The following is a 24481-nucleotide window of genomic DNA, read 5'->3' as shown; positions in this document are numbered from 1 at the left end:
TGTGAAAAATAAGACTGAAACTTCTTATGAATAGGTGCAACATTTACCAATATTGTACGTCTAAAGGGTAAATGAAGGTAAAAGCAATTGCTTAGAGAGCGAGCTTTCCTTCGTAAGACTTTGAGGTTTATGCTTACGGGGCAAGCTTACTCCGTAAAGCTTTGAGGAGGCGACGGTTATGAAGAAATGGGTAAAGAAGACGAGTTTGATTTTAGTTGCGAGTGCATTCATTTGGGGGGTATCTGGGATTAGTAATACGATAGGAGGTTCATCCGAAATCTATGCTGCTGAGGTTCAACGTAATGTGATCAATGTCGTAGGTAAAGGTGAATTATCAATTACACCGGATATCGCATATTTATCGATCGGTGTAACGTCACAAGCGGAAACAGCTCAATCTGCACAGAAGGCGAATGCGGCTAAGATGAAGAAGTTGAATGATTTACTGAAGAGTACATGGAAGATTGCTGATAAAGATATTAAGAGTACCCAATTCTACGTACAACCTAACTATACTTACACGGAAAAAGAAGGTCAGAAGGTTAAAAGCTACACTGCCAATCACACCATCGAAGTAACGTATCGCGATCTTGCTAAAGTTGGTCAATTGCTTGACGCCGCATCAACTGCAGGCGCGAATAACATTGATAATATTCGCTTCTCAATTGAGAACCGTGACCAGTTCGAAACACAAGTGATCGAGAAGGCTATGGCGAACGCTACCCTGAAAGCGGGAGCAATCGCGAAAGCGGCGAATCGTCAGTTAGGTGCGGTTCTCGTTGTAAGTCAAGGGGAAAGCGGCAATCCGATCGTATATGCTCAAAATGACATGATGATGGAGAAGCAGAGTATGAACTCAGTAGCATCAAGTGCTGTCGAAGCTGGGGAAGTCAAAGTATCTACACAGCTTAGTGTTCAATACGAGCTTAAGTAAACGTAAAATGAACGATAGTTGTGTTTGATGAAATCGCCTTTCTCCGACCATCCCATGTCGTGAGGAAGGCGATTTTGTGTTGTGTTTCTAAATATAAGAAAGTATAAGTTTCACTTGATACTCTATTTCTTATATTTCGGCAGAGACGGATACCTTAAAGCGATACGAAGTATCGCTAGCATCGGAAGCATAAACTTCTTGATAAAGGACAGCATAGCCGTTTCTGCTTGGGAGAATGAATTGTAATCATCACTAAATTGTGACAAAGCTAGACCGCTTAACGTAGTAATTTATAGAAAGTGGTTGTACCTTAGGATGAAAAACGTTATATTGAATATGCGAAAATGGTCTTTTTTCAATAATTGATGATCTGTCATATTACTAAATGAATAGTTTGAATATAAGTAAGCCATACATATGATATGGCTTATTAGAAGTGTTAGAGGATATATAGTTGACGTGATACCATTTTGAAATCGTAGAATAAAAGGGGTTGGTGTTTATTATGATTGAACTCGTTGAAATAGAGAAACAATTCGAAGGACAAGCAGTAGTACATCCATTATCTTTGGTTATAAAGGAAGGGGAATTCCTCACTTTACTTGGGCCGAGCGGATGTGGAAAGACGACTATTCTCCGCATGATTGCAGGTTTTGAACAACCCTCGAAGGGTCATATTATACTCGCTGGGAAGAATGTGACAGAAGCCCCTCCTAATCTACGGGATTTAAATTTGGTATTTCAACACTATGCTTTATTCCCACATATGACAGTCGAAGAGAACATTGCATTTGGTCTAAAGATGAAGAAGATACCGAAGGATCAACAGAAAGAGCGGGTTGCGGAAGCTGTCCATATGACACAGCTAAAGGCTCTGACTTCCCGGTACCCTCATCAGCTATCTGGAGGTCAACAACAGCGCGTAGCTATAGCCCGAGCTATAGTGAATAAACCTAAAGTGTTATTACTTGATGAACCTTTGGGCGCGCTAGATTTACAGTTACGCAAAAACCTGCAAACGGAGCTAAAGCATCTGCAACGGACACTTGGTATTACCTTTGTGTATGTTACTCATGATCAAGAGGAAGCTATGATGATGTCCGACCGTATTGTTATTATGAATAATGGGCGGGTAGAGCAGATTGGTACCCCCAAAGAGGTCTATGCCTCACCACGAACTCTTTTTGCCGCAACCTTTATCGGAGAGAATAATGTTTTCACTTCTTCCGAAGGTTTATTTGCTGTGAGACCAGAGAAATTACGCCCGCATCGTAACGTCGAAGATGCCATGAAGACAGGTATCATTCAGGATGTTCTGTATATGGGAAATGTGCATAAATTAATCGTTGAACTTGATCAAGTGGATATGCAGACAGCGATGAAGGTAACGATTGCACTTGATTTGGCGGACGAAGAGTCATGGCAAGTGGGTGAGCAGATTGGGGTGAACTGGAATGCTAAGGATGAGGTGGTGATCTAGCCATGAACAAGTCCAAATGGTTCCTTACTCCCGTATTGATATGGTTAGGTTTATTCCTAGTCGTGCCGATGATCATTGTTGTGGCCATGTCATTTATGCAACGCGATACGCTGGGTAACGTTGTTTATCAATTTAGTTGGGAAGGCTATAAGACATTCTGGGATTCTCTATATTTAGGAATCTATTGGGATACCATTGTGTTGTCGACCATGACGGCATTAATCTGTCTAATCGTTAGTTATCCGCTAGCTTATTATATAGCAAGTTCATCCCCTCGAATGCAAAATTGGGGGCTGATCCTTATTACGATTCCGTTCTGGATTAACTTCCTCATTCGGACCTATGCATGGGTGCTGCTGCTTCGAACACAGGGTGTAGTGAACAGTGTTCTAATCCATTGGGGATGGATCGATGAACCTTTGCAGATGCTCTATACAAAGGGGGCGGTTCTGCTTGGTATGGTGTATAACTTCATTCCCTTTATGGTGTTGCCACTGTACGTGGCCATCGAACAGATTGATCGGCGTTTGCTAGACGCTGCAAGTGATCTAGGAGCTAGTCGGTGGAAGGCATTCTGGCATATTACATTACCCCAGAGCAAGGCTGGGATTATGACAGGATCTGTCCTCGTATTTGTGTCAACAGCAGGGATGTTTGTCGTAACGGATATTCTGGGGGGGTCTAAATCCTCGATGATTAGTAACATTATTCAATCTCAGTTCCTCGGGGCACGTAATTGGCCTTTCGGTTCAGCCCTCTCAGTCATTTTTATCCTGACGTCGCTTGTGCTAATTGTATTGTTTAACCGAGTGATGAAAACACGCAGCGAACGAGTAAAGGAGGGGAACCGATGAAGAAGAAAGGACATCCCCTTCTAGGCATTCATTCGGCCATCATGATGATATTTATTTATGTACCCATTGTGCTCGTGATTGTGTATTCATTCAATAACACACGACTTAGTGGGGATTGGAAAGGTTTCACCTTTGATTGGTATCTCTCGCTACTGAAGGACCGTCACGTGATGGATGCTTTAATGAACAGTCTCATTGTTGCTGTTGTTTCTACTTTAGTGGCTACGTTGTTAGGGACATTTGCAGCTTTATCCATGCGGGATCTGGGCAAAAAATTGAAGGTTCCAATGAGTGGATTGTTGTATATGCCTATTATCATTCCTGATATTATTATGGGATTGTCTCTGTTAGTTCTGTTCAGTCAGTTCCAGATTCCTTTAGGGAAGTCTACGGTTATGATCGCTCATATTACATTCAGTGTGTCGTATGTATATGTCATGGTAAGTGCAAGATTTGCGGGAATGGGTAGACAGCTTGAAGAAGCTGCTCAAGATTTGGGCGCTACGTACTGGGAAACCTTTCGCTATATTACATTGCCACAGATTACACCAGGGGTTATCTCGGGTGCATTGATTGCGTTCACGCTTTCTCTCGATGATTTCATGATTAGTTTCTTTGTTGCAGGGCCAAGTTCAACGACGCTACCAATCTATATTTATGGGCAAGTGAAACGAGGCATCTCACCAGAGATTAATGCACTTTGTACGTTGCTGATTGTAGTAAGCATCATCTTGATATTGTTAGCGCAATACGTATTGAACCGAGGAAATGGACAGAAGAAGCACAAGTTGTTACCTTTTTGAAAAATAAAAATGGTTTGATGAAAGAGAGGAGATACGTAACTGTGAAAAGAACTGGATTTATGAGCCTGCTGGTGGTAGGTGTTATGGCAATATCTTTATTAAGTGGCTGTTCTTCTAAGGAAAAGTTGCATATTTATAGCTGGGCAGATAATTTCGATGAATCCGTATTAGCCGATTTCGAGAAAGAATTCAATGTGAATATCACATATGATATTTACGCAAATAACGAGGACCTATTAGCTAAAATAAATGCTGGAGGCGGGGGATATGATCTCATTCAACCCTCTGACTATATGGTTGACACGATGATCAAGAATAATCTACTTGAACCATTGGATAAGAACAACATCCCAAATTTCAATAATATTGCGGATACGTTCAGAGATCCAACATTTGATCCAGGAAATCAATATTCTATTGTCTATACTTCTGGCGTAACCGGAATTGCATATAACAAGAAATATATTAAAGAATCCATCGATAGTTGGGAAGATCTGTGGAATCCGAATTATAAGGGTAAGGTACTACTATTAGACGACAATCGTGAAGTGATCGGTATGGCGCTCAAGAAGAAAGGCTATTCCAACAGTTCTACGGATGAAACAGAGATCAAAACGGCTGTAGATGATCTGAAAGGCTTGCTCCCGAGCGTGCTGGCATTCGATACGGACACGATCAAACAGAAGATGATCCAAGAAGAAGGTTGGATTAGCACAGTTTGGTCTGGAGATGCGGCTTTTATTGTGGCCGACAATCCAGATATCGCCTATGTTGTGCCTAAGGAAGGTGCTACGATTTTCTCTGATAACTACGCTATACCACTAGGGGCTAAGAACAAAGCTTTGGCTGAGAAATTTATTAATTATATGCTAGATCCTGAAGTGAGTGCGAAGAACTATGAAACGATTGGTTATAGTGATCCGAACACGAAGGCGATGGAGTACCACTCTGAAACTTATCGTAATAACACGATGATTAATCTTTCAGAAGATGAATTGAGTCGTACGGAATGGCTGGGAGATGTAAGTGAAACCCTACAAGTCTACGATCGATATTGGACCGAGCTGAAAAGTGGGCGAGAATAATATTTCGAATGCATGTGTGAGTTGAAGAGTCAGTTCTAAACTAGAAGATTAGTTTAGAGCTGGCTCCTTTTTTGAAATATAAGAAAATATAAGTTTCGTGTGTATATGAGGTAAAACAACGCTAACGAATACACGAAATTATCCTGCCCCGTCTATCTTAGCTGATTCTATCAACCCCATAGCTTTTTCCAAATTTTATTTCACTCCTTAACCCAAATAAAGTTGCACCAGAAAATTGAATTTGTCCATTTTCTTCTTGGTTATGTTTCTTAACTATTTCATCAATCTGCATATTCATTCACCTCATCTTTCATCGTTCTGCGCTCTTCTGAAATGAGTATGAATAAAATCTCGATTTACATATATAGAGAAAATAATTATATGTGCTTAAAGCACAATAAAGCTCGGCAGTTATTTCCACTGCCGAGCCTTTATTGTTAACACTTTTTCGAGTAGATGATTTTCTTGATCGTATCGTAGGATAAATGATATCTTGGCGTAAATCGATCAATGGACATGCCTAATCTGAACTTCTCAAGCTTGAAATCGATACTATTGATGTGGTAGAAGGATTGAAATCGGTCGAGATTGACATTAGCGGTGTTGAAACTCTCTAAATACATTCAGATCTCAAGGAAGGCGGGAGCATATTCATCCCGGGAATATTCAATTATAAAGCATGGGGTAAAGCTCCACCCCCTGCACAACAAACTACGTACGCTTAATTATTATCCATGAGCCAAGAGCTTATCCAGCATTCGAACGATGATCGCAACCGACTCCGCGCGTGAAGCTGGGGCGACGGGTTCGAACTTGCCTTCGGCCTTCCCCAACACAATCCCGGCCGCAGCAAATGCGCCAATCGCATCCGCGGCCCAGTTGGACTCTACGTCTGAGAATGGAGAAGTCGGGGAAGGTACATAATTCGTCAGACGAGCAAGCATAACCACGAGTTCGGCTCGAGTGATTGATTGATTCGGACGGAACGTACCGTCTTCATAACCCGTTAGGATCCCCAAATCTTTCAGGGTACCAATCGCATCCCCCGCCCAATGTCCTTGTGCATCAGCAAAGCTTGCGCTACCCACGGAGGTCAGTCCGAACGCACGGGTCAGCATCGTTGCGAACTCCGCGCGCGTTACATTCGCACTTGGATTAAAAGTACCATTCTCGAAGCCCGACACGATGCCCATACGCGCCGAGCGTTGGATCACTGTGGCACTCAAAGACGATGGGGATACATCGGTGAAGCTTACGTCAGGAGCGGTATTCCCACGATCAACAATAGAACGAACGGCAGCGAGATCAACTTTATCGTTAAAAACGGGCTGAGTCGGCGTTGGCGTTGGCTGAATCGGTTGAGTCGGCTTTGTCGGATTTGTCGGATTTCCAGGACCTGACGGTTCTGTAGTGGAACTGCTTCCTAGATCATTCCCGCTGGTTCCATCGGTTCCGCTGCTGCCATTGCTGGACGTCACGGTTACGATGATAGTGTAGCTTTTCTTCGTGTTGCCATCCTTCGCAATGACCTGAACCGTAATCGCGTTGTCCCCAACATTCAGCGCCGTTGCTGTCGCTTGCCCGCTCGCGACGGCCGAACCGTTCACCGTCATCGTGGCTTCGGCGTCCACCGCCGTCGGCCTGACATCGAGGCTCGTCACGTCGCTGCCGACGCTTGCCGTGTAGCTCGTCGTCGCTGCATTGAATGTCGGCGATAGTGTGCCCGCACTCAGCGTCAGTCCGCTCAAATCGGCGCTAGCATATGTCGCCCTCGTTACCGTGACGGCGTAGCTTTTCTTCGTGTTGCCGTCCTTCGCGGTGACCTGAACCGTAATCGCGTTGTCCCCAACATTCAGCGCGGTTGCTGTCGCTTGTCCGCTCGCGACAACCGAACCGTTGACCGTCATCGTGGCTTCGGTGTCCGTCGTCGTCGTCGTGACGTAGACGCTCGTCACGACACTGGCGACGCTTGCTGCGTAGCTCGTTGTCGCTCCGCTGAATGCCGGCGACAATGTACCTTCACTGAGCGTCAGTCCGCTCAAATCGGCACTAGCATATGTTGCCCTCGTTACCGTGACGGTGTAGCTTTTCTTCGTGTTGCCGCCCTTCGCGGTGACCTGAACCGTAATCGCGTTGTCCCCAACATTCAGCACCGTTGCTGTCGATTGCCCACTCGCGACAGCCGAACCGTTCACCGTCATCGTGGCTTCGGCGTCCGCCGCCGTCGGCGTGATGTGGATGCTCGTCACGTCGCTGCCGACGCTTGCCGTATAGCTCGTCGTCGCCGCATTGAATGTCGGCGATAATGTACCGCTACTTAGCCTCAGTCCGCTCAAATCGGAGCTATCCCCAAATTTCATAAGACGGTCGGCTACAAACGGAATCATCCACACATTTTCCCCATCATAAACACCGCCCATGAACGCATTGCTACCTTTCGTAAAATCTCTAGGCCAATTGTTGAATCCCGTCATTCTCCCAGTCGCGGCATTGACCTTAATTAGCATGTTAGCCGAATGTGGCACCAGCCATATATTCGTGCCATCATACACGCCGCCTGCAAAGCTGCCGCTCCCTTTTGTAAATCCGCTGGGCCAGCCATTGTATCCGGTCATGTCTTCGGTTGTCGTATTGATTTTAACCAGATGTGTGGCATTATACGGTATCAGCCATATATTTGTTCCATCGAAGACGCCTCCCCGAAATGCATCTGCACTTTTTGTGAACCCGCTTGGCCAATTGTTGAGCCCACTCATTTCCCCGGTTTCCGGATCAACCTTGATTAAACGATCGGCACCATTCGGAATCAGCCATATACTCGTGCCATCGAAAACAGAACCATAAAATGGATAACTACCAAGGCTTGTCCCGCTTGGCCAACTATTGTAACTGGTCATTGCTCCAGTCGTTATATCAACCTTGATTAAACGATTGCCAGAATAGGGAGTGAGCCATATATGGGTACCGTCAAAAGCGCCTCCAATAAATTGCTCGCTGCCTCTCGATCCACCTGGCCAATTGCTATACCCCGTCATTACACCTGTAGTCGCGTTAACTTTGATGATCTGATTTGCACTATATGGAACTAGCCATATGTTAGTTCCGTCATAAACGCCTCCAGCAAATGCATTGCTCCCCTTAGTGAAGCCAGCGGGCCAATGGCTATATCCCGTCATTTCCCCGGTTTCCGGATTAACCTTGAGTATTTCGTTGGCATTGTAAGGTATCATCCATATACTCTTGCCATCATAGACACCGCCGACAAAGTCAGCCGATCCCTTTGTAAATCCGCTTGGCCAGTCTTGGTATCCCGTAAAAGTGGTTCCCACCACTTCATTCGCAGCAATAGAGCCGCTGTTTCCGATACCGTCCTGACTGGGGATATTTGCAGCCGCTGCAACAGCCGATATGCCGCCAATACCTGCGCCGAACTTCCCCGGAATTACGCCTGTTGTAAAAAGAACAATCAAAACCATAACCGCTAATTTTCTACTTATCCTTGTCATCGCTCTTCCGTCCTTCCCTATAGAGAATCATTCTTTGTACTACTATAATTCATTTAAGGTGATTAATTTGTAACCATGATTACATTTTGCAAATAATTAAATTCAAGTTGCTTACCTTGGCCCATGCATTTGCCTTCGACTTCCTCCAGATTTCGCCCCGCGGATACCCTTGCCCTTGGGTACGATTGGAGGTCGCCCGCCTGCCCGCGTTCAGGACTTTCACCCTAGAGATGAGGCCCATGCTGGGCGTACAGCAAAAATCCACAACCTCGTGCGGTTGTGGATTTGAATGGTGAAGGCGGAAGGTGATTATTGGTGATGCTATGAACTCTTTCACAAGGAAGCTGAAAGGCATTTTTCTTAACTGTTGGCGGAATATAGATGCACCTCTTGTAACTAATAATCATGTCTTGATAAAAACCAAACGATATTATATAATGTCTATAAAATAGCAAACAAAACTGAAGGGTGTTTATAATAATGGGCTATTTATCGGATCTGTTCTGGAACGCGAGTATGGAAGAAATCAAGCAAGGCTATATGTTCGAACAAGAATGTGAGGCTTATGTATGTTTAATCTGCGGTAAACGTTATGAGAAGGGCATTATCTATAAGGAAGAAGAGGTGTTCTACGAGGCGGAGAAGTATGTTCGGCGGCATATTGCGAATGATCATACGTCGATGTTAGATTTTTTATTAGGATTAGATAAGAAATGGACCGGATTAACCGATTTGCAGCGGACACTATTGAACTTCTTCCAAATGGGGCTAAGCGACCAAGAGATCGTCAATCAATTGGATGGAGGTAGCACCTCTACTATTCGCAATCATCGCTTTACTTTACGTGAGAAGATGAAGCAGGCCAAGGCATTTCTGTCCATTATGGAACTTGTCGAGGAGAAGTCTCATAGCAAAAGCCGATATATTCACATTCACGATTCACCTTCATTGCTAGATGAGCGGCATTCCATCACGGTGCAGGAGAATGAGGAAATTCTAAACACCTATTTTAAGGAGGGTCTACAGGGGCCGTTAACGGAGTTTCCGAAGAAGGAAAAACGTAAAATTGTTATTTTGCGACATCTCACTCAATTTTTTGATGTTCAAAAGTCTTATTCAGAGAAGGAAGTCAATGCCATTCTGATGGAACGTTTAGATGATTATGTGACATTGCGACGGTATTTAATTGAATACGGGTTTATGGATCGAGAACCAGATGGCAGTAAATATTGGGTGAAAAGTAAACGAAATGACTAGTGATAGAGAAAGAAGGGCATATAATGGATCATCAAAGACGTAAGGAACTGGTGGCAGAATATCAGCAACTTCCCCGTAAAATTGGTGTTTACCAAATTCGTAACTCGGTAAATAATAAGATATGGATTGGGAGCAGTTTGAATCTATATGGGGCATTTAATAAGGATGTATTCATACTGAATATGGGTAATCATGCTTGCGTGTTATTGCAGAAGGAATGGAAGACCTATGGCGAAGAGCAGTTTGAAATGGAAATATTGGAGCAATTGAAGCTTGAAGAGGGAGAATCCCTTATAGGGATGATTCCGATGAGCGTACCTGTAAATCATCCAACGAACAGAAGACATAGGGATGAGCTACGGAAGCTAGAACTGAAATGGTTAGATAAGCTGCAGCCATACGGAGATAATGGTTATCATGAACAGGTATAGTATGTGTTGATGATTCAATACTGTTACGCAGTTGTTACGTAGATGTTACCCAGCTGTTACCATAATGATTCATTTCTTCGATATACTATGGGTACAAGCTCAAAAAATGCGAAGAATATGAATCATTTGGAGGGAATTTTGAGATGAATAAGGCTATGAGATGGGGCGCCGCAGCTATAGTTGCAGGAGTTCTATTCACAAGTGCGGGTTATACAGGACAAGCGAAGGTCTTTGCGGCTGGAAATACGAAGAATACTGTGGAGCAACCAGGGGTCATTTTAGAATGGAAGGGTACTACACTCTCTCAATTTGGTCTGATAAGTAACGGAAACACCCTCATTCCTGTGACTGTACTCCGAGATCAGCTGGGACTATCATTACATTATAATCCGGGTACGAGAACATATAGCATTGGTAGTGGATATAGACAACTGAACATGGACTTAACTGAGAATGGAGTAAATACAAATATTAATAACTTCTATGTCAATGAATATGAAGTAAAGAATATCGGAGGTAAATTGTATGTTCCATTTCGATTAATAAGTGATTATTTGGGCTATCAAGGTATGTGGAATCCATCTCTCAAGTCATTGAATATAACTCCTAGAGTAGAAAATAAGCTGTCGATTACAACAAAGATGCTAGACACCCCAACGAAGGATGCATTATTTATTGTTCGTTATCCTACGATTAGTGGCCTTGCCGATGCGAAGGTAGAGAAGTCAATTAATACGGCGCTGGACAACCTTAAGAATGAATTCGTTGAAGCTTCGAAAGAACAGGCTGCTAAAAGAGATAGCTCTGTCGAGCAAGCCTATCAATTCTTTCAGAATTATATCGTGTCATACAATGAGAACGGTGTGTTAAGTCTTGTCGTAGATCAGTATAGTTATACCGGTGGAGCCCATGGTGGCACACTTCGTACAGGATTGACCTTCTCATTAGAGAACGGAAAGCTACTATCACTGGATGATCTTTTAAAAGAGAAGAGCCCTGATTATAAAGAGAGACTGGATAAGCTTGTTCTCAAAGGTCTACAAAACAATGGTGGTTATATCAGTGAATTTAAAGGGCTGGGTGCTGACGTGAATTACTATATAAAAACAGAGGGGATAGCACTCTTCTTCCAGCAATATGAATACACGGCTTATGCTGCGGGCATTCCAACGTTCGTGATTCCGTATCATAAGGTTCTACCTGAAGGAACGCGGATGTTTAAGTAAATGCGGGAGTGAGGGCTCTTTAACTATTGTGAGAATGAATAGCATAGCCATATCTGCTTGAAATATAGGAAAGTATAAGTTTTCGTTACTTTTATCTCCTATATTTTTGGACAAACGGCCCTTCTTCGCATAAGCGAAGAAGGGCCGTTTATCTTTAAATTAGAGAGCTAATGGTTTCTCCAAGACTTTGTCAATCAAGCCGTATGTGAGAGCGTCTGAAGCACTCATGAAGTAGTCACGGTCCGTATCTTTCTCGATGCGTTCCAGCGGCTGTCCACTACGTTCAGCTAAAATATGATTTAACTTATCACGTAACTTGAGAATACGACGGGCGCGAATTTCGATATCCGATGCTTGACCTTGCGCACCACCTAGAGGTTGGTGAATCATGATCTCACTATTTGGAAGTGCGTAACGCTTACCGATCGTACCGGCAGTCAATAGGAATGCACCCATAGAAGCGGCCATACCTACACAGATTGTAGATACATCTGGTTTAATGTATTGCATCGTATCGAATATCGCCATTCCGGCTGTAATCGATCCGCCAGGGCTGTTTACATATAAGGAGATATCCTTCTCCGGATCTTCGGCGGCTAGAAATAGCATTTGTGCGATAATGGAATTGGCAACCATGTCATTAACTTCAGAACCTAAGAAAATGATGCGATCCTTCAATAGTCTGGAATAGATGTCATATGCGCGTTCGCCGCGGCTACTTTGTTCAACGACCATAGGAATAAAACCCATGTGGAAAGCCTCCCTTATACTAACTAAATTAGTTGTTCATTATAAATACGATTGCCGTATTTACCACTTGATAAACATTTTAAATCATAAAGTCAGGGAAAGTCAAACTGTTGATAAAAAAAAGAGCCATGATTGGCCTTGGTCTGAGTTGGTTAAAGATATATGGAGCTTTAGGCTATTGTAATAATAATGGCGCGCCCACGAGGAATTGAACCTCGATCTCAGGCTTCGGAGGCCTACGTCATATCCATTTGACCACGGGCGCAAAAAGCAATAGCAAAAATGATTGTATAATATATGCGTTAGAATAGCAAGGATTCGTAACATTTATTATCATTAAGGGCTCTAAGAAATAGGCTCGGAGTTTGGAACTGTTCCAGATTACCGAGCTAAGTAAGCAATGGCTAGATAAGTCGTGATGTATAAGAAAATCAGGAGTAGTAAATTATACAGAATGAATACTTGCAACAGAAGTAAATATTGGTTAGAATAGTAGTGGGACTTAAAAAGTTTACCCGGGACATTTTAAGACCATGAAGAACGTAGCAGGAGTGGACAGCATGCGGAATTTAATAGAAATACAAAAGCAGCTTCTGCCTGATCTCATGGAAACTCTCAAGACAAGGTACACTATTCTTCACCGAATTTTATTATTTGATATCGTCGGTCGCAGAACGCTAGCAGCGTCACTTCATATGACGGAACGCGTGTTGCGATCCGAAACGGACCTTCTGAAATCTCAAGGCCTCATTGAGATTGAAAGTATGGGCATGAAGATTAGTGATTCGGGTAGGAGACTACTGGATTCACTTGAGCCCATCGCCAAGAACCTTTTTGGACTAACAGATTTGGAAGATAGAATCCGCCTAGCATATGGACTACGTAAAGTAGTGATTGTACCTGGTGATTGTGAGTCGTCGCCGGTGGCTAAGAAAGAACTGGGGCGTGCAGGAGCGAAGGCTCTGTTGAGCGTCATGGGTAATCAAGACATCATCGCTGTAACGGGGGGGTCAACACTCGCTGCAGTTGCTGAACAACTAACACAACCTTCATCTGTGAATTTGAAGGGGACCTGGTTCGTACCCGCTCGTGGGGGCTTAGGGGAGAGCGTGGAATTTCAAGCGAACACCATTGCTTCCACGATGGCTAAGAGAGTAGGAGCCCAGTATCGGCTGTTACATATACCAGATCTGCTTAGTGATCATGCTTATCAATCGCTGGTTCAAGATCTTACTATTCAGGAAATTGTTCAGACGATCAGACAGTCGCGAATTATAGTGCACGGTATTGGTAATGCCCTTGAAATGACACGCCGTAGAAGATTGGACCTTGCAACTATTCAGGGAATCCAAGATGAAGGCGCGATTGCAGAATCCTTTGGTTATTATTTCAACGAGCAAGGTGCTGTGGTTCACAGAATGATGACCTTGGGTCTTCGGCTGGAAGATATTATGAATACTGAAATTGTGATAGGGATTGCAGGCGGAAAGAGTAAGGCTAGTGCCATACATGCAGTTCTCCGATTTGGTCAGGAAGATATACTGGTCACGGATGAGGCGGCTGCCTTAGAGATTGAGAGGGAAATGGAAGAGCATCCTCTTATGAGTAAGAAAGACGATTAGCATCTTGCGAAATCTTATGATCTTGTTGTCATGAAAGGTTAATAGCCTTTCTTGAATAAATAAAACGAAACTTTGGGAGGAACTATTTAAATGACTATAAAAGTTGGTATTAATGGATTTGGACGTATTGGTCGCCTTGCATTTCGCCGTATTCAAGCTGTGGAAGGTATCGAAGTAGTTGCTATTAATGACTTGACAGACGCTAAAATGTTAGCTCATTTATTAAAATATGATACAACACAAGGACGTTTTGACGGAGACGTTGAAGTTCATGACGGATTCTTCAAAGTAAACGGTAAAGAAGTTAAAGTTCTTGCTAACCGTAATCCAGAAGAATTGCCTTGGGGCGAGCTTGGTGTAGACATCGTTCTAGAATGTACAGGATTCTTCGTGTCTCAAGAAGCAGCTGAGAAGCATTTGAAAGGCGGCGCTAAAAAAGTCGTTATCTCTGCTCCAGCAACAGGCGATGTGAAGACGATCGTTTACAACGTAAACCATGAAATTCTTGATGGTACTGAAACAGTTATTTCTGGTGCTTCTTGCACAACGAACTGCCTAGCACCAATGGCAAAAACGTTGCAAGATCAATTCGGAATTGTTTCAGGTTTGATGACTACAATTCATGCTTACACTGGCGACCAAAACACTTTGGATGCTCCACACGTTAAAGGTGACTTCCGTCGTGCTCGCGCAGCAGCTGAGAACATCATCCCTAACACTACCGGTGCTGCTAAAGCAATCGGTCTAGTTATTCCTGAACTTAAAGGTAAATTGGACGGTGCAGCTCAACGTGTTCCAGTTGCAACAGGTTCATTGACTGAATTGATCACTGTTCTTGAGAAAAAGGTAACTGTTGATGAAGTTAACGCAGCTATGAAAGCAGCTTCTGATGCAGAAACTTTCGGATACACAGAAGACGAAATCGTTTCTTCTGACATTAAGGGTGTTACATTTGGATCATTGTTTGACGCAACTCAAACAAAAGTATTGACTGTTGGCGACCAACAATTGGTTAAAACAGTAGCTTGGTATGACAATGAAATGTCCTACACAGCACAACTTATTCGTACATTGGAATATTTCGCTAAATTGGCTAAGTAATATTAGCTACAGCTCATAACCATTTAAAGAGCGGAAACAGGTGTTCAATGTTTCCGCTCTTTGTAAAATGTTAGAAATGTTATTCCATGGATTCCAAACTATTAAAATCTATAGGTGTGGGGGAACGCGAAAATGAATAAGAAAAGTATACGTGATGTGGAAGTAAATGGGCTACGGGTGTTTGTTCGTGTCGATTTCAATGTACCGCTCGAAGATGGTAAAATAACGGATGATACACGTATTCGTGAAACACTACCAACTATTAATTACTTGGTGGAACGTGGAGCAAAGGTTATTCTAGCAAGTCATATGGGACGTCCGAATGGCCAAGTGGTTGAATCTTTACGTTTAACACCTGCTGCTGAGCGTCTTTCAGAATTACTTGGTAAAGAGATAACGAAAGCCAATGAATCTGTTGGCGAAGCTGTTAAATCCCAAATTTCCGATATGGCTAATGGTGACGTATTGTTACTTGAGAACGTGCGGTTCTATCCTGGAGAAGAAAAGAACGATACTGAACTTGCGAAGCAATTTGCTGAACTTGCGGATCTATTCGTAAATGATGCTTTTGGCGCTGCTCATCGTGCTCATGCTTCCACAGAAGGTATTGCACATCACTTGCCAGCAGTATCTGGGCTTCTAATGGAGAAGGAACTATCTGTATTAGGCAAAGCATTCTTTTCACCGGAGCGTCCCTTTACTGCAATCGTCGGGGGATCCAAGGTAAAAGATAAAATTGACGTTATTGACAATTTGCTCAACCTTGCAGATAACGTGCTTATCGGTGGTGGACTGGCGTACACTTTCTTTAAAGCACAAGGTCATGAGATTGGTCTATCCCTGTGTGATGATTCTAAGCTTGATACTGCATTAGGATTTATTGAGAAGGCTAAAGAGCTAGGTAAAAACTTTATGCTTCCGATCGACATTGTCATTGCTGACGACTTCAGTGCGAATGCAAATGTTCGAATTGTTGATATTGATAGCATTCCTGTAGGTTGGGAAGGCGTAGACATCGGACCGAAGACACGTGCTCTTTATGCTGATGTGATCAAAAACTCTAAATTGGTTGTATGGAATGGACCTATGGGTGTATTTGAAATGGAGCCTTTCTCAGGAGGTACGCGTGAAGTGGCGCAGGCTTGTGCAGACACTAATGCTTACACGATTATCGGTGGTGGTGATTCAGCTGCTGCAGCTGAGAAATTCAATCTAGCAGACCAAATGAACCATATCTCTACCGGTGGTGGAGCTTCGCTTGAGTTCATGGAAGGTAAGAAACTTCCTGGTGTAGAGGCATTGAACGATAAATAATTCCCATTATTGATTAAGGAGTGAATAGCTATGAGAACACCTATTATCGCGGGTAACTGGAAAATGTTCAAGACCGTTCCAGAAGCTAAAGCGTTTATTGAAGAAATCAAAGGCAAGGCAGAAGTAGCAGGTGTCGAGAGTGTTATCTGCGCTCCGTTCACCAGTCTTCCAGCATTAATGGAGGCTGTTAAAGGTACTTCCATTAAGATTGGAGCACAGAACCTACATTTTGAAGATGATGGAGCTTACACTGGTGAAATTAGCGGTGTCATGTTGAAAGATCTAGGAGTGCACTATGTCATTATTGGACACTCAGAGCGTCGTGCTTATTTCGCTGAATCCGATGAAATTGTGAACAAAAAGGTATTTGCCGCTTTCAAACATGGCATTACTCCTATCGTATGTGTCGGTGAGAAATTGGAAGAACGTGAAGCTGACCAGACGAAAGCGGTATGTAAAGTTCAGACTGAAGGTGCTTTGAAAGGATTAACTGCGGAACAAGCAGCACAAGTGGTTATTGCTTATGAGCCGATTTGGGCGATAGGAACAGGGAAATCCTCAACAGCGCAAGATGCGAATGAAGTTATTGCTTATATTCGTGAACTTGTGAAAGGTTTGTATGGAGAAGATGTGGCCAATGCTGTACGTATTCAATATGGCGGTAGTGTTAAGCCTGAGAATGTCGTAGAATATATGGGTCAAAGTGACATTGACGGAGCATTAGTCGGCGGTGCAAGCTTACAACCTACTTCATACGTTCAACTTGTTGAGGGGGCGAAGTAAGATGCCAGCACCAAGACCGGTAGCCTTAATTATTATGGATGGTTTCGGACTTCGTAATACTGTAGAAGGTAATGCAGTAGCGCAAGCCAAGAAGCCAAACTATGACCGTTTGATGAGCCAATATCCCAACACCACTCTTATTGCTTGCGGTGAAGAGGTGGGATTGCCAGTAGGGCAAATGGGTAACTCCGAGGTGGGTCATCTTAATATTGGTGCAGGCCGTATCGTCTATCAAGACCTGACCCGCATTTCCAAATCCATTCGTGATGGTGACTTCTTCGAGAATTCGACATTGGTTGAAGCTGTTCGTCATGCCAAGAAGAATAACACGAAGTTGCATTTGTATGGTCTCCTCTCTGATGGTGGCGTGCATAGTCACATTGAACATGTGTTTGCCATGTTGGATCTGGCTAAAAAGGAAGGTCTAGCTGAAGTGTATATTCATGCATTTCTGGATGGACGGGATGTTTCCCCTGACTCAGGTATACAATTCATAGAACGATTGAATGCTAAGATTGAGGAAGTAGGGATCGGTACCATTGCAACGGTACAAGGACGCTACTATGCGATGGACCGTGACAAACGTTGGGAACGTGTTGAGAAGTCATATCGTGCTATCGTTTATGGAGATGGACCGAAGTACACGAACGCTCTCCAAGCGGTGAGTGAATCTTATGCGAAGTCAGTCTATGATGAATTCGTAGAACCTGCAGTCATCGTGAACGAGCAAGGAGAACCTGTATCGAGTATTGCGAACGGAGACTCTGTTGTGTTCTTGAACTTCCGACCAGATCGTGCGATTCAATTGTCCCAAGTGTTCACGAATAAGGACTTCCGTGGTTTCGACCGTGGACCAAAATTCCCTGAACATCTGCATTTTGTGTGCTTGACGATGTTTAGTGAAACGGTTGAAGGTTACGTTGCGTATGCACCAAAGAACCTGGATAATACACTAGGCGAAGTATTGGTTCAGAACAACAAGAAACAACTACGTATTGCTGAAACAGAGAAATATCCGCATGTCACATTCTTCTTCAGTGGCGGACGTGATGTCGAACTGCCAGGTGAGACTCGTATTCTCATTAATTCACCCAAAGTAGCTACTTATGATTTGCAACCAGAGATGAGTGCCTACGAAGTAGCGGATGCTTGTGTGAAAGAGATCGAAGCAGAGAATCACGATACGATTATTCTTAATTTCGCTAACCCAGACATGGTAGGGCACTCAGGTATGCTTGAGCCAACGATCAAAGCTGTGGAAGTGACAGATGAATGTATGGGTAGGGTTGTAGATGCTGTCATTGCTAAAGGCGGGGTAGCGATCATTATGGCTGACCACGGAAACGCTGATATGGTATTTGATGAGCAAGGACGCCCGTTCACTGCACATACGACGAACCCTGTTCCATTCATTGTGACGGCTTCCGATATCGTATTACGTGATGGTGGAATTCTGGCGGATGTGGCGCCAACCATTCTAGATCTGATGCATTTGTCACAACCTGCTGAGATGACTGGACAATCCATGATTGCTAGCCGTAAGTAAGTTAAGTAGGGGAATCATTCTTTTACCAAAAAATATGTACAATAAAAGGAGAAAAAAACATGACTATTATTTCAGACGTATATGCTCGCGAAGTCCTAGACTCTCGTGGTAACCCAACAGTTGAGGTTGAAGTTTATTTGGAATCCGGTGCTCTTGGCCGTGCGATCGTACCTTCTGGTGCATCTACAGGTGCCTATGAAGCAGTTGAGCTTCGCGATGGAGACAAATCCCGTTACCTTGGTAAAGGGGTATTGCAAGCAGTGAAGAACGTGAACGAAATCATTTCTCCTGAAGTGATCGGTATGGACGCGTTGGACCAATTGGGAATTGATAAATTGATGATCGCTCTTGACGGAACGCCGAACAAAGCTAAATTGGGTGCGAACGCTATTCTAGCAGTATCCATGGCTGTAGCTCGTGCTTCTGCTGAAGCTCTAGACGTGCCATTGTATGTGTACCTTGGTGGATTCAATGCGAAACAATTGCCAGTACCTATGATGAACATCGTGAACGGTGGAGAACATGCCGACAACAACGTTGACGTTCAAGAATTCATGATATTGCCAGTAGGAGCTCCTACATTTAAAGAAGCGCTTCGTACAGGTGCTGAAATCTTCCATAGCTTGAAAGCTGTTCTACAAGCAAAAGGATTGAACACAGCTGTAGGTGATGAAGGTGGATTTGCACCAAACTTCACTTCCAATGAAGAAGCATTGTCCACAATTATGGAAGCAATCGAAAAAGCTGGTTACAAACCAGGTGTTGATGTATTCCTAGGTATGGACGTAGCATCTACTGAGTTCTACAAAGATGGTAAATATGAATTGGCAGGCGAAGGTAAATCCTTCACTTCTGCAGAATTCGTTGACCTACTTGTATCATGGGCTGACAAATACCCAATTATCAGCATCGAAGATGGATGTTCTGAGGATGACTGGGAAGGTTGGAAATTGCTTAGTGAGAAATTGGGAGACAGAATCCAACTTGTTGGAGATGACTTGTTCGTAACGAACACTGAGCGTCTTGGCAGAGGGATCGAAGAAGGTATCGGTAACTCCATCTTGATCAAGGTTAACCAAATCGGTACATTGACTGAAACATTTGATGCGATTGAAATGGCTAAACGCGCTGGTTATACAGCTGTTATCTCTCACCGTTCAGGTGAATCTGAAGATAGCACAATCGCTGATATTGCTGTTGCAACAAATGCTGGTCAGATTAAGACAGGTGCTCCTTCCCGTACAGACCGTGTTGCTAAATACAATCAATTGCTTCGCATCGAAGATCAATTGGGTGAATTGGCTCAATACGCTGGGATGAAATCTTTCTACAACTTGAAGAAATAATAATACATCAAGATAAAGCCAGTTCGGGTGTACACCGAACTGGCTTTATTCATTTCATAAGACCGATCACAACCGTCTTGTCAAATATAGGTTGGATGTGCTACAATGAGAATGCTGTTTTCTGTAAATTGATATGTGAATTTAACTTGGAATACACGAGAATGTTTAACACGTTTAGGAGGTGGAATGAATGGAAATCTTTTTACAAGTGTTGCTAGCTGTTTTCTCCATTGGTTTGATTGCGGTGGTTCTTTTGCAAAAGGGGAAAAGTGCAGGTCTTTCCGGCGCCATCTCCGGCGGAGCAGAACATCTTTTTGGTAAAACCAAAGCTCGCGGTATGGACTTGGTTCTTGAGCGTCTAACCGTTGGAATGGCTATTGGATTCTTTATTTTGGCTATTGCTGTAGCTGTCGCTATTAAATAATATGAATTTCTAGGAAACCCTCGCTCTTACATACTCTATGTGGAGAGAGGGTTTTTTTGTTAATTTGTTGTTGATCAAGAAAATCCAAAGGATTTAAGGGATGTTTGAGATTGAAATCGTGTATACTAGGGTATGAGTATAGTGAGGGAAAAAGTAATAAATAAATAATACGAAGCAAAGGATACATAAGAGCTTGCAGGCATAACTTGCAAGTCATCTGAGGTGATAATGATGATAACAGAAGAAGAGATCCTTAATTTCATGCGGGAGACCGCCTATAAACCAATGACTTACCAGGAGTTAGAAGAACATTTCAGTATTGATAAAGCGCAAGACTTCAAGGAATTTGTGAAGGTGCTAACTGCTCTTGAACACGATGGTAAAGTTATTCTAACTCGTACGAATCGTTATGGCGTACCTGAGCGAATGGATCTTATACGCGGTCGTTTACAGGCGCATGCCAAGGGATTTGCATTCCTTATTCCCGATGATCGTGAACATGTAGATGTATACATTAACGCCAATGACCTCAAAGGTGCTATGAATGGTGATATCGTTCTAATTCGAGTGACATCCAAGAGTACGGCCGGAGGTAAGCTTGAAGGAGAAGTTGTACGTATAGTGAAACGGTCGGTCACGCAAGTGGTCGGTGTATTCCAGAACAATGAATCGTATGGTTTCGTACTTCCAGATGACAAACGGATTAATCGAGATATCTTCATACCGAAGAATGCATTTAATGGTGCTGTCCATGGTGAGAAAGTTGTTGTACGAATTGTGAATTATCCTGAAGGACGAGCAGCTGCTGAAGGCGAAGTGGCAGAAGTTCTAGGGCATAAGGATGATCCAGGTGTAGATATTATTTCTATTATCCGTAAGCACCAATTGCCAGAAGCGTTCTCTGATGAAGTGATGGCGGAAGCGGAGCTTGCTCCTGATGCTATAACAGAGGAAGAGATCATGCAGCAGGGTCGACGTGATCTGCGTCATAAGACGATTGTGACGATTGACGGGGAAGATGCTAAGGATTTAGATGATGCCGTGAATGTGGAAATTTTACCGAATGGTCATTATCTCCTAGGTGTACATATTGCCGATGTAGGTTATTATGTGCGCGAAGGTTCCGAACTGGATAAAGAAGCTTACGCTCGCGGCTGTAGTGTGTATTTGGTAGATCGAGTCATTCCGATGTTACCCCGCCGTCTTTCTAATGGGATATGTAGTCTTAATCCGCAGGTGGACAGGCTTACTTTGTCCTGTGAAATGGAATTTAATGAACAAATGAAAGTGGTTAATCATGATGTCTTTACGAGTGTGATCAGAACCACGGAACGTATGACTTATACAGATGTACGCAAAATCCTTGAGGATGAAGATCCTGAGTTAATGGAGCGTTACAGCAATTTGGTCGGTAATTTCCGTGATATGAAGGATCTTGCTCTGAAACTGCGGGGTAATCGGATGCGCAGGGGTGCAGTGGATTTCGATTTCGTGGAGTCTAAGATTATCGTAGATGAGAATGGCAAGGCTATAGATATTGTCAAAAGAGAACGTTCCATCGCGGAACAAATGATTGAGGAGTTCATGCTTGCCGCAAATGAGACGGTGGCTGAGCATTTCCACTGGCTGAAAGTTCCGTTCATTTACCGTATCCACGAAAATCCGGATCAGGAGAAACTACAGAATTTTCTGGCGTTTGCTGAGAACTTTGGATATCATGTCAAAGGTCGAGGGAACTCTATTCATCCACGAGCACTACAGGAGCTTCTTGTAGATATTCAAGGAACGAAGGAGCAGACCGTTATTAGTACGATGATGCTTCGTTCCATGAAGCAGGCTAAATACGATGCTGAGACGTCGGGTCATTTCGGGTTGGCGGCAGATTACTATTCCCACTTTACATCGCCTATCCGTCGGTATCCCGATCTTGCGATACACCGTGTAATTCGTGAAGTGATCGCGAACAAGGGTGTGTTGTCAGAGAAGCGACAAGAATACTTGGCATCTCGTATGCCTGATGTTGCGCAACAGTCTTCCGAGCGAGAGCGTGTTGCTGTAGAAGCGGAGAGAGACACAGATGATCTTAAGAAGGCAGAGTATATGCTGGATAAGGTTGGCGAAGAATTCGATGGAATGATCAGTAGTGTAACAAGCTTCGGTATGTTCATTGAACTGGAGAATACGGTTGAAGGCCTCATTCGCCTGAGTGCATTGACGGATGATTACTATCATTTCAACGAACAGGCCATGTCGTTAATCGGAGAGCGTACCTCGAAGATATTCCGTATCGGTGACGAATTGAAAATTCGTGTAGCCCGCGTCAATATGGATGATCATACGATTGACTTTGAACTGATTGATATGAAACCTCGCAGCGAAGGTAACCGAGGAGGACGAGGTAGTCGTCCTCCAGGTGCAGGTGGCGGGTTGAATAAAGATAAAGGTGCAGGACGCGGAGGTAAGGGCGGAAATCGTAACGGCAAAGTTGCTGGAAGCAAAGGTAAAGCAGCTGGGGGAAGTAAGGTATTTGGAGCAAACAGCGGAGGCGTTAAGGCGCCTGGTGCAAGTGGCGGAGGTAAGAAGAAATCAATGAATATTATTGAAAATGGTACGGTTGATAACAATGCATCTAAGCCTACGGCTACAGAGGGTGAAGTTAAAAGATCTGATGGTAAAGGTTCAAGAGGCAAAGGGAAGAATGGCGGATTCAAAGCCAAGGGAAACAAGGGCGTTAGCAATGCGGCCGGCGACAGGACTGTAGGCGTTGTTTCGGAAAGTGCAGTTGCTGTGAACCCGAGTGAGAGTGGTAAATCGGCTAGTCCTAGTAGCGCAGCACCGAAACGCGAGGGCAGAAGCAGTGGTAATAAGGACAAGGGTGCTGCCCGTAAGCGGGATCGTGGACCAGGGGCTCCAGCAGGACGTTATGATGCTTTGCAGTCAACACGTGGACCTGGGTTTGCCTTCGGTTCAGGCAAGGGTGGATATGGAGCGGCACCGACTAGTGAAGCTCGACAATCCGACAGCCCAACGACGGAAGGCAACGGTCGCAAAGCCTCAGGTAGAGGTGGAGTCTTTATTGGTGGAGATGCAACACCGGGTAATGGAGCCGGTAAGCGTCAAGGTCGAGAAGGCAAGGATAGTGCGAATGAAACTCCGCATGAGGAGAAGTAAGGAAATCCCTTTAGTGGTGGAAGTATAAACTCATCGAAAAGGGATAGCACAGCCGTTTCTGCTTGCTTCATCTTGATTTTGGAGGATGCAGTTGATACAATGGATTTCTGGTATATTCCTCGCTTAACGAGGAAGGAATACCAGAATCCATTTTTTATAATGATCTAAGGAGTGAGGACATGGGTAAGAATAATAGTGACGGGAAAGTCTTGGCCCAGAACAAGAAAGCTTCCCATGATTATTTCATAGAAGAAACGTATGAAGCGGGTATGGTATTAACGGGCACGGAGATTAAGTCGCTACGTCTTGGCAGATCGAACATCGGGGATGCTTTTGCAACGATTCGTAATGGCGAGATTCAGATTCACAATATGCACATTAGTGCTTTTGAACAAGGAAACCGCAGTAATCCAGTCGATCCTACGAGAACACGCAAGCTACTCATGCATAAATTACAAATTAAGAAGTTGCTTGGGCTTTCGAAGCAAGCAGGTTACACGATCGTCCCGCTGAAGATTTATATCCGTAATGGATATGCGAAGCTCCTGTTAGGTCTTGGTAGAGGGAAGAAAGAGTATGACAAGCGCGGCACAGCAGCCAAGCGCGATGCACAACGAGACATTCAACGTGCGCTGCGTGAGAAGCAGAAGATTGCTAGGTAATGATGGAATGGCTAAGCTAAGATGCTCAAATGATCAATATTGGCAATTATAACCTTGATTTCCTTGAACTAAGTATCATAGTGCAGTAGAAATGTGATATACTAAGTTATACGAGATCGTTAGATCTTGTTGAATGATTACCTTCTAGTGGTCCTTTTTCATGGAGGAAAAGGATACTGAATAGAA

Annotated in this window: 20 protein-coding genes and 1 tRNA gene; 17 read left to right on the top strand and 4 right to left on the bottom strand. The window is 43.7% G+C overall.

Annotation, left to right across the window (positions count from 1 at the left end; translation table 11 throughout):
* The first annotated feature begins 178 nt into the window (after window positions 1-178).
* The 5 genes from ACP8HI_RS21635 to ACP8HI_RS21615 all read left to right on the top strand — a co-directional run bounded on the left by ACP8HI_RS21635 (window position 179) and on the right by ACP8HI_RS21615 (window position 5156).
* The gene (locus ACP8HI_RS21635; RefSeq protein WP_438348207.1) at window positions 179-934 is read left to right on the top strand and encodes an SIMPL domain-containing protein; all 756 of its coding nucleotides are present in this window, start codon (window positions 179-181) and stop codon (window positions 932-934) included.
* Between the two features lie 505 nt (window positions 935-1439).
* Window positions 1440-2414, top strand: coding sequence for an ABC transporter ATP-binding protein (locus tag ACP8HI_RS21630; RefSeq protein WP_438348206.1), 975 nt, complete (start codon window positions 1440-1442; stop codon window positions 2412-2414).
* A gap of 2 nt (window positions 2415-2416) precedes the next feature.
* Window positions 2417-3268: an ABC transporter permease gene (locus ACP8HI_RS21625; RefSeq protein WP_438348205.1), complete on the top strand. Its 852-nt coding sequence runs from the start codon at window positions 2417-2419 to the stop codon at window positions 3266-3268.
* Window positions 3265-4071 carry an ABC transporter permease gene (locus tag ACP8HI_RS21620; protein WP_438348204.1) on the top strand — a complete coding sequence of 269 codons (807 nt, stop codon included), beginning with the start codon at window positions 3265-3267 and terminating at the stop codon, window positions 4069-4071. The genes ACP8HI_RS21625 and ACP8HI_RS21620 overlap by 4 nt, the downstream gene beginning before the upstream one ends.
* Window positions 4072-4130: 59 nt before the next feature.
* Window positions 4131-5156 carry a polyamine ABC transporter substrate-binding protein gene (locus tag ACP8HI_RS21615; RefSeq protein WP_438351940.1) on the top strand — a complete coding sequence of 342 codons (1026 nt, stop codon included), beginning with the start codon at window positions 4131-4133 and terminating at the stop codon, window positions 5154-5156.
* A 157-nt stretch (window positions 5157-5313) separates the two neighbouring features.
* On the opposite strand, the gene ACP8HI_RS21610 is transcribed toward ACP8HI_RS21615, so the two are convergent.
* Entirely contained in the window at window positions 5314-5448 is a 135-nt protein-coding gene (locus tag ACP8HI_RS21610) for a hypothetical protein (protein ID WP_438348203.1), read from the bottom strand.
* Between the two features lie 436 nt (window positions 5449-5884).
* The gene (locus tag ACP8HI_RS21605) at window positions 5885-8662 is read right to left on the bottom strand and encodes a cadherin-like beta sandwich domain-containing protein (RefSeq protein ID WP_438348202.1); all 2778 of its coding nucleotides are present in this window, start codon (window positions 8660-8662) and stop codon (window positions 5885-5887) included.
* Between the two features lie 480 nt (window positions 8663-9142).
* Between ACP8HI_RS21605 and ACP8HI_RS21600 the strand changes: the two genes are divergently transcribed.
* From ACP8HI_RS21600 to ACP8HI_RS21590, 3 genes are all read left to right on the top strand, one after another.
* Window positions 9143-9919 (top strand): DUF2087 domain-containing protein, encoded by a 777-nt coding sequence (locus ACP8HI_RS21600; protein ID WP_438348201.1) that lies wholly within the window; start codon window positions 9143-9145, stop codon window positions 9917-9919.
* Window positions 9920-9942: 23 nt separating this feature from the next.
* A complete protein-coding gene (locus ACP8HI_RS21595) occupies window positions 9943-10350 on the top strand; it encodes a GIY-YIG nuclease family protein (RefSeq protein WP_438348200.1) in 408 nt (135 codons plus the stop codon).
* Between the two features lie 143 nt (window positions 10351-10493).
* Window positions 10494-11576, top strand: coding sequence for a PdaC/SigV domain-containing protein (locus ACP8HI_RS21590; RefSeq protein WP_438348199.1), 1083 nt, complete (start codon window positions 10494-10496; stop codon window positions 11574-11576).
* A 159-nt stretch (window positions 11577-11735) separates the two neighbouring features.
* Here the strand turns inward: ACP8HI_RS21590 and clpP are convergent, their stop codons facing one another.
* Both clpP and ACP8HI_RS21580 read right to left on the bottom strand, forming a co-directional pair.
* Window positions 11736-12326: an ATP-dependent Clp endopeptidase proteolytic subunit ClpP gene (clpP, locus tag ACP8HI_RS21585; RefSeq protein WP_438348198.1), complete on the bottom strand. Its 591-nt coding sequence runs from the start codon at window positions 12324-12326 to the stop codon at window positions 11736-11738.
* Between the two features lie 190 nt (window positions 12327-12516).
* Window positions 12517-12591 (bottom strand) — tRNA-Arg (locus ACP8HI_RS21580).
* A 295-nt stretch (window positions 12592-12886) separates the two neighbouring features.
* Between ACP8HI_RS21580 and ACP8HI_RS21575 the strand changes: the two genes are divergently transcribed.
* From ACP8HI_RS21575 to smpB, 9 genes are all read left to right on the top strand, one after another.
* On the top strand, window positions 12887-13948 hold the full coding sequence (locus ACP8HI_RS21575; RefSeq protein WP_438348197.1) for a sugar-binding transcriptional regulator: 1062 nt from the start codon (window positions 12887-12889) through the stop codon (window positions 13946-13948).
* A 90-nt stretch (window positions 13949-14038) separates the two neighbouring features.
* Window positions 14039-15049 carry a type I glyceraldehyde-3-phosphate dehydrogenase gene (gene gap / locus ACP8HI_RS21570; RefSeq protein WP_438348196.1) on the top strand — a complete coding sequence of 337 codons (1011 nt, stop codon included), beginning with the start codon at window positions 14039-14041 and terminating at the stop codon, window positions 15047-15049.
* A gap of 132 nt (window positions 15050-15181) precedes the next feature.
* Window positions 15182-16363, top strand: coding sequence for a phosphoglycerate kinase (locus ACP8HI_RS21565; RefSeq protein ID WP_438348195.1), 1182 nt, complete (start codon window positions 15182-15184; stop codon window positions 16361-16363).
* Window positions 16364-16393: 30 nt separating this feature from the next.
* The gene (tpiA, locus tag ACP8HI_RS21560) at window positions 16394-17146 is read left to right on the top strand and encodes a triose-phosphate isomerase (protein ID WP_438348194.1); all 753 of its coding nucleotides are present in this window, start codon (window positions 16394-16396) and stop codon (window positions 17144-17146) included.
* A 1-nt stretch (window position 17147) separates the two neighbouring features.
* Entirely contained in the window at window positions 17148-18692 is a 1545-nt protein-coding gene (gene gpmI, locus ACP8HI_RS21555; protein WP_438348193.1) for a 2,3-bisphosphoglycerate-independent phosphoglycerate mutase, read from the top strand.
* A gap of 59 nt (window positions 18693-18751) precedes the next feature.
* Window positions 18752-20038: a phosphopyruvate hydratase gene (gene eno / locus ACP8HI_RS21550; protein WP_438348192.1), complete on the top strand. Its 1287-nt coding sequence runs from the start codon at window positions 18752-18754 to the stop codon at window positions 20036-20038.
* Window positions 20039-20228: 190 nt separating this feature from the next.
* Complete coding sequence (gene secG, locus ACP8HI_RS21545; protein ID WP_438348191.1) at window positions 20229-20462, top strand: preprotein translocase subunit SecG; 234 nt, start codon at window positions 20229-20231, stop codon at window positions 20460-20462.
* A gap of 231 nt (window positions 20463-20693) precedes the next feature.
* Window positions 20694-23633, top strand: coding sequence for a ribonuclease R (rnr, locus tag ACP8HI_RS21540; protein WP_438351939.1), 2940 nt, complete (start codon window positions 20694-20696; stop codon window positions 23631-23633).
* A 179-nt stretch (window positions 23634-23812) separates the two neighbouring features.
* Window positions 23813-24295, top strand: coding sequence for an SsrA-binding protein SmpB (smpB, locus tag ACP8HI_RS21535; RefSeq protein ID WP_438348190.1), 483 nt, complete (start codon window positions 23813-23815; stop codon window positions 24293-24295).
* Window positions 24296-24481: the final 186 nt, after the last annotated feature.

Source organism: Paenibacillus sp. FA6 (genome assembly GCF_051550225.1).
Classification (GTDB): domain Bacteria; phylum Bacillota; class Bacilli; order Paenibacillales; family Paenibacillaceae; genus Paenibacillus_AQ.
The sequence above is the reverse complement of the archived record's forward strand: the minus strand, read 5'-3'. Positions and strand labels throughout refer to the sequence as shown.

What these genes read in the sequence shown, in the direction of transcription:
- smpB (WP_438348190.1), top strand. Translation starts at nt 23,813, where the DNA reads ATGGGTAAGAATAATAGTGACGGGAAAGTCTTGGCCCAGAACAAGAAA.
- ACP8HI_RS21635 (WP_438348207.1), top strand. Translation starts at nt 179, where the DNA reads ATGAAGAAATGGGTAAAGAAGACGAGTTTGATTTTAGTTGCGAGTGCA.
- gpmI (WP_438348193.1), top strand. Translation starts at nt 17,148, where the DNA reads ATGCCAGCACCAAGACCGGTAGCCTTAATTATTATGGATGGTTTCGGA.
- gap (WP_438348196.1), top strand. Translation starts at nt 14,039, where the DNA reads ATGACTATAAAAGTTGGTATTAATGGATTTGGACGTATTGGTCGCCTT.
- tpiA (WP_438348194.1), top strand. Translation starts at nt 16,394, where the DNA reads ATGAGAACACCTATTATCGCGGGTAACTGGAAAATGTTCAAGACCGTT.
- ACP8HI_RS21590 (WP_438348199.1), top strand. Translation starts at nt 10,494, where the DNA reads ATGAATAAGGCTATGAGATGGGGCGCCGCAGCTATAGTTGCAGGAGTT.
- ACP8HI_RS21625 (WP_438348205.1), top strand. Translation starts at nt 2,417, where the DNA reads ATGAACAAGTCCAAATGGTTCCTTACTCCCGTATTGATATGGTTAGGT.
- secG (WP_438348191.1), top strand. Translation starts at nt 20,229, where the DNA reads ATGGAAATCTTTTTACAAGTGTTGCTAGCTGTTTTCTCCATTGGTTTG.
- ACP8HI_RS21565 (WP_438348195.1), top strand. Translation starts at nt 15,182, where the DNA reads ATGAATAAGAAAAGTATACGTGATGTGGAAGTAAATGGGCTACGGGTG.
- ACP8HI_RS21595 (WP_438348200.1), top strand. Translation starts at nt 9,943, where the DNA reads ATGGATCATCAAAGACGTAAGGAACTGGTGGCAGAATATCAGCAACTT.
- rnr (WP_438351939.1), top strand. Translation starts at nt 20,694, where the DNA reads ATGATAACAGAAGAAGAGATCCTTAATTTCATGCGGGAGACCGCCTAT.
- eno (WP_438348192.1), top strand. Translation starts at nt 18,752, where the DNA reads ATGACTATTATTTCAGACGTATATGCTCGCGAAGTCCTAGACTCTCGT.
- ACP8HI_RS21610 (WP_438348203.1), bottom strand. Translation starts at nt 5,448, where the DNA reads ATGCAGATTGATGAAATAGTTAAGAAACATAACCAAGAAGAAAATGGA.
- ACP8HI_RS21620 (WP_438348204.1), top strand. Translation starts at nt 3,265, where the DNA reads ATGAAGAAGAAAGGACATCCCCTTCTAGGCATTCATTCGGCCATCATG.
- ACP8HI_RS21630 (WP_438348206.1), top strand. Translation starts at nt 1,440, where the DNA reads ATGATTGAACTCGTTGAAATAGAGAAACAATTCGAAGGACAAGCAGTA.
- ACP8HI_RS21575 (WP_438348197.1), top strand. Translation starts at nt 12,887, where the DNA reads ATGCGGAATTTAATAGAAATACAAAAGCAGCTTCTGCCTGATCTCATG.
- clpP (WP_438348198.1), bottom strand. Translation starts at nt 12,326, where the DNA reads ATGGGTTTTATTCCTATGGTCGTTGAACAAAGTAGCCGCGGCGAACGC.
- ACP8HI_RS21605 (WP_438348202.1), bottom strand. Translation starts at nt 8,662, where the DNA reads ATGACAAGGATAAGTAGAAAATTAGCGGTTATGGTTTTGATTGTTCTT.
- ACP8HI_RS21615 (WP_438351940.1), top strand. Translation starts at nt 4,131, where the DNA reads ATGAGCCTGCTGGTGGTAGGTGTTATGGCAATATCTTTATTAAGTGGC.
- ACP8HI_RS21600 (WP_438348201.1), top strand. Translation starts at nt 9,143, where the DNA reads ATGGGCTATTTATCGGATCTGTTCTGGAACGCGAGTATGGAAGAAATC.